Genomic DNA, 2,416 nt, shown 5'->3' with positions numbered 1-2,416 from the left:
GGGCTCGCTGAAGGCCTGGTGCGAGACGCTGCGCCGCTTCGGCACCATGAGTCTTGCCGACGTGATGCAGCCCGCGATCAAGCACGCCGCGCGCGGCTATGCGGCGACGCCCTATCTGCATGAATGCATCACCGACGGCGCCGAGGAGATGCTGAAGGACAAGCCGATCTCGGCGATCTATCTGCCTGATGGCACGCCGCTGAAGCCCGGCGAGCGCGTGGTGCAGGCGGAATATGCCGAGACGCTGAAACACATCGCCGATCATGGCGACAACGCGCTCTACCAGGGGCCGCTCGGCGACATCCTGGTCGACTACATGAAGAAGAACGGCGGCTTCATCGCGCAGGAAGATCTCGCGACCTACAAGACGGTCGAGCGGCAGCCGATCCGCTGCGACTACCGCGGCTGGGAAATCCTCGGGCCCCCGCCGCCTGCGGCGTCGGGCGTGCACATCACACAGATGCTCAATATCCTCGAAGGCTATGACATCGCGCGGCTCGGCTTCGGCACGGCCGAGACCATCCACTACCTTGCCGAGGTGCTGAAGATCGCCTTCGCCGACCGCGCGGCCGCGAGCGGCGATCCCGCCTATATCAACGTGCCGGTGGAGCGGTTGACCTCGAAGGCCTATGCCGAGGAGCGCCGCCGCGCGATCGATGCCGACCGCGCGCAGGCCTGGAGCGCCGGCGTCACCCAGCTCGAAAGCGCGCACACCACGCACATGACCGCGGCGGATGCGATGGGTAATGTGGTCGCGACCACCCAGACCATCAACAATCTGTTCGGCGCCAAGATCCTGATCCCCGGCCTCGGCACCGTGCCGAACAACTACATGAACCTGTTCGATCCGCGGCCGGGACACGCGCTGTCGCTGGCCGCCGGCAAGCGCGTCACCACCTCGATGTCGCCGATGATGGCGCTGCGCGACGGCAAGCTCACTTACGCGCTCGGCCTGCCCGGCGGCAAGCGCATCTTCCCGAGTGCGATGCAGGCGCTGATCAACCTGATCGACCACGGCATGAGCCTGCAGGAGGCAGTCGAGGCGCCGCGGGTCTGGACCGAGGGCAATGCGCTGGAGGTCGAGCAGGCGGTGCCGGAGACCGTCCGCGCCGCACTGTCAGCGAAGGGCCACAAGGTGCAAGTGGTGCCGACGGTGGCCGGCGGCATGAACGCGATCCAGTTTCACGCTGACGGCACGATGTCGGGCGCAGCCTGCTGGCGCGCCGACGGCACCCCGGTCGGCATTGCCGGCGGTCTCGCCCGCGCCGGGGTGCGCTTTGCGTTGAGGTGACGCCGACTACGCTGTTTGACAGGTTGAACCGAGAACCATCCTCAATGTCGTCCTGGCGAAAGCCAGGACCCATTACCCCTAATCTCATTGCTGTGCGACGCCGGGGCCGCGATCCTGTTTCACCGCTGAATGCGGTGGTTATGGGTTCTGGCTTTCGCCAGGACGACATGTGGAAGAGTGGTAGCTGAATCACAAATGACTATGGAATGCTGGATCGTCCGCCAGAGCCTGTCCCCATCGTCGTCCCGGCGAAGGCCGACCCATAACCACAGCCCGTCATTGTTACGCGCTGCTGAAACGACGAGTCCCGCCTACAACGCCTGCTGCGGCGTATGGGTCCGGCCTACGCCGGGACGACGAGATGGACGGAACCCGGTCTGCTCTGCGGGATCACCCGCAAGCGGGGCGAGGTGAACTTACTTCCTGACGCAGATCACGCGGACGACCGCAGCCTTGGCGTCCGCCGAGTCGCCCGACGCGGTGACGCCATGCACCTTCAGGAAGCTGCGCACCGTGCCGGCCGGCACCAGCGCGGCCTGCGCCGGCGGCGCCGCGTTTGCGGGGCCTGCAACGACGACGGGCTTCAGCACCGCGATGCCGGCAAACCTGCCGCCGCTATCGAGCGCCGCCGCGCCGGAGAACCCGAGCGCAGGCGCCGGTGACAGCGCCTGATCACCGCCGCCGATCTGTGCGACCGAAGCCTTCACGCTGCTCGCGGCCGCGCCGCCACCCTGGCTCTGCGGATCGGCGATCCCGGTGATGTCGAGCGCGGTCTGCGTCGCCTGGCCTGCGATATCGAGCGGCCTCAGGCCCCGCGCACCATAGATGCGCAGCAGCGCGAGGTCGTGATCCCTGTCCTCGGCGACCCGATCGGCATTGCCATAGCCTGGGATCGTCAGCGCGATGCAGTCGTCGGTCGCCACGCGATCGGTCACGATGGCCCCGTCGTCGCTGACCACGACGCCGGTGGCATATTCGACGGTCTTGCGCGGCGGCGGACCGGCCTGCACGGCGGACGGAAATGCATTGAACGCGCTCGACATCGCGATCACCACCGGCTCGATGCTGGTTTGCATCGCCTGGTCATAGAGGATGGTGAGGATGCGGATCTCGTCGCCCTTCAAG

Annotated in this window: 2 protein-coding genes; one reads left to right on the top strand and one right to left on the bottom strand. The window is 66.9% G+C overall.

Annotated features, from left to right (window positions below):
• The coding region (locus PMN64_RS42680; protein WP_411785092.1) for a gamma-glutamyltransferase family protein at positions 1 to 1,291 on the top strand (1,291 nt) is incomplete at its 5' end.
• 416 nt (positions 1,292 to 1,707) lie between these two features.
• Here the strand turns inward: PMN64_RS42680 and PMN64_RS42675 are convergent.
• Positions 1,708 to 2,416 (bottom strand): serine protease (locus PMN64_RS42675; RefSeq protein WP_411785091.1); only part of this gene is annotated, 709 nt, incomplete at its 5' end.

It is taken from the genome of Bradyrhizobium sp. UFLA01-814, assembly GCF_046718885.1.
GTDB lineage: Bacteria > Pseudomonadota > Alphaproteobacteria > Rhizobiales > Xanthobacteraceae > Bradyrhizobium > Bradyrhizobium elkanii.
Note: the sequence above shows the minus strand (reverse complement) of the source record. Positions and strands in the feature narration are given on the sequence as shown.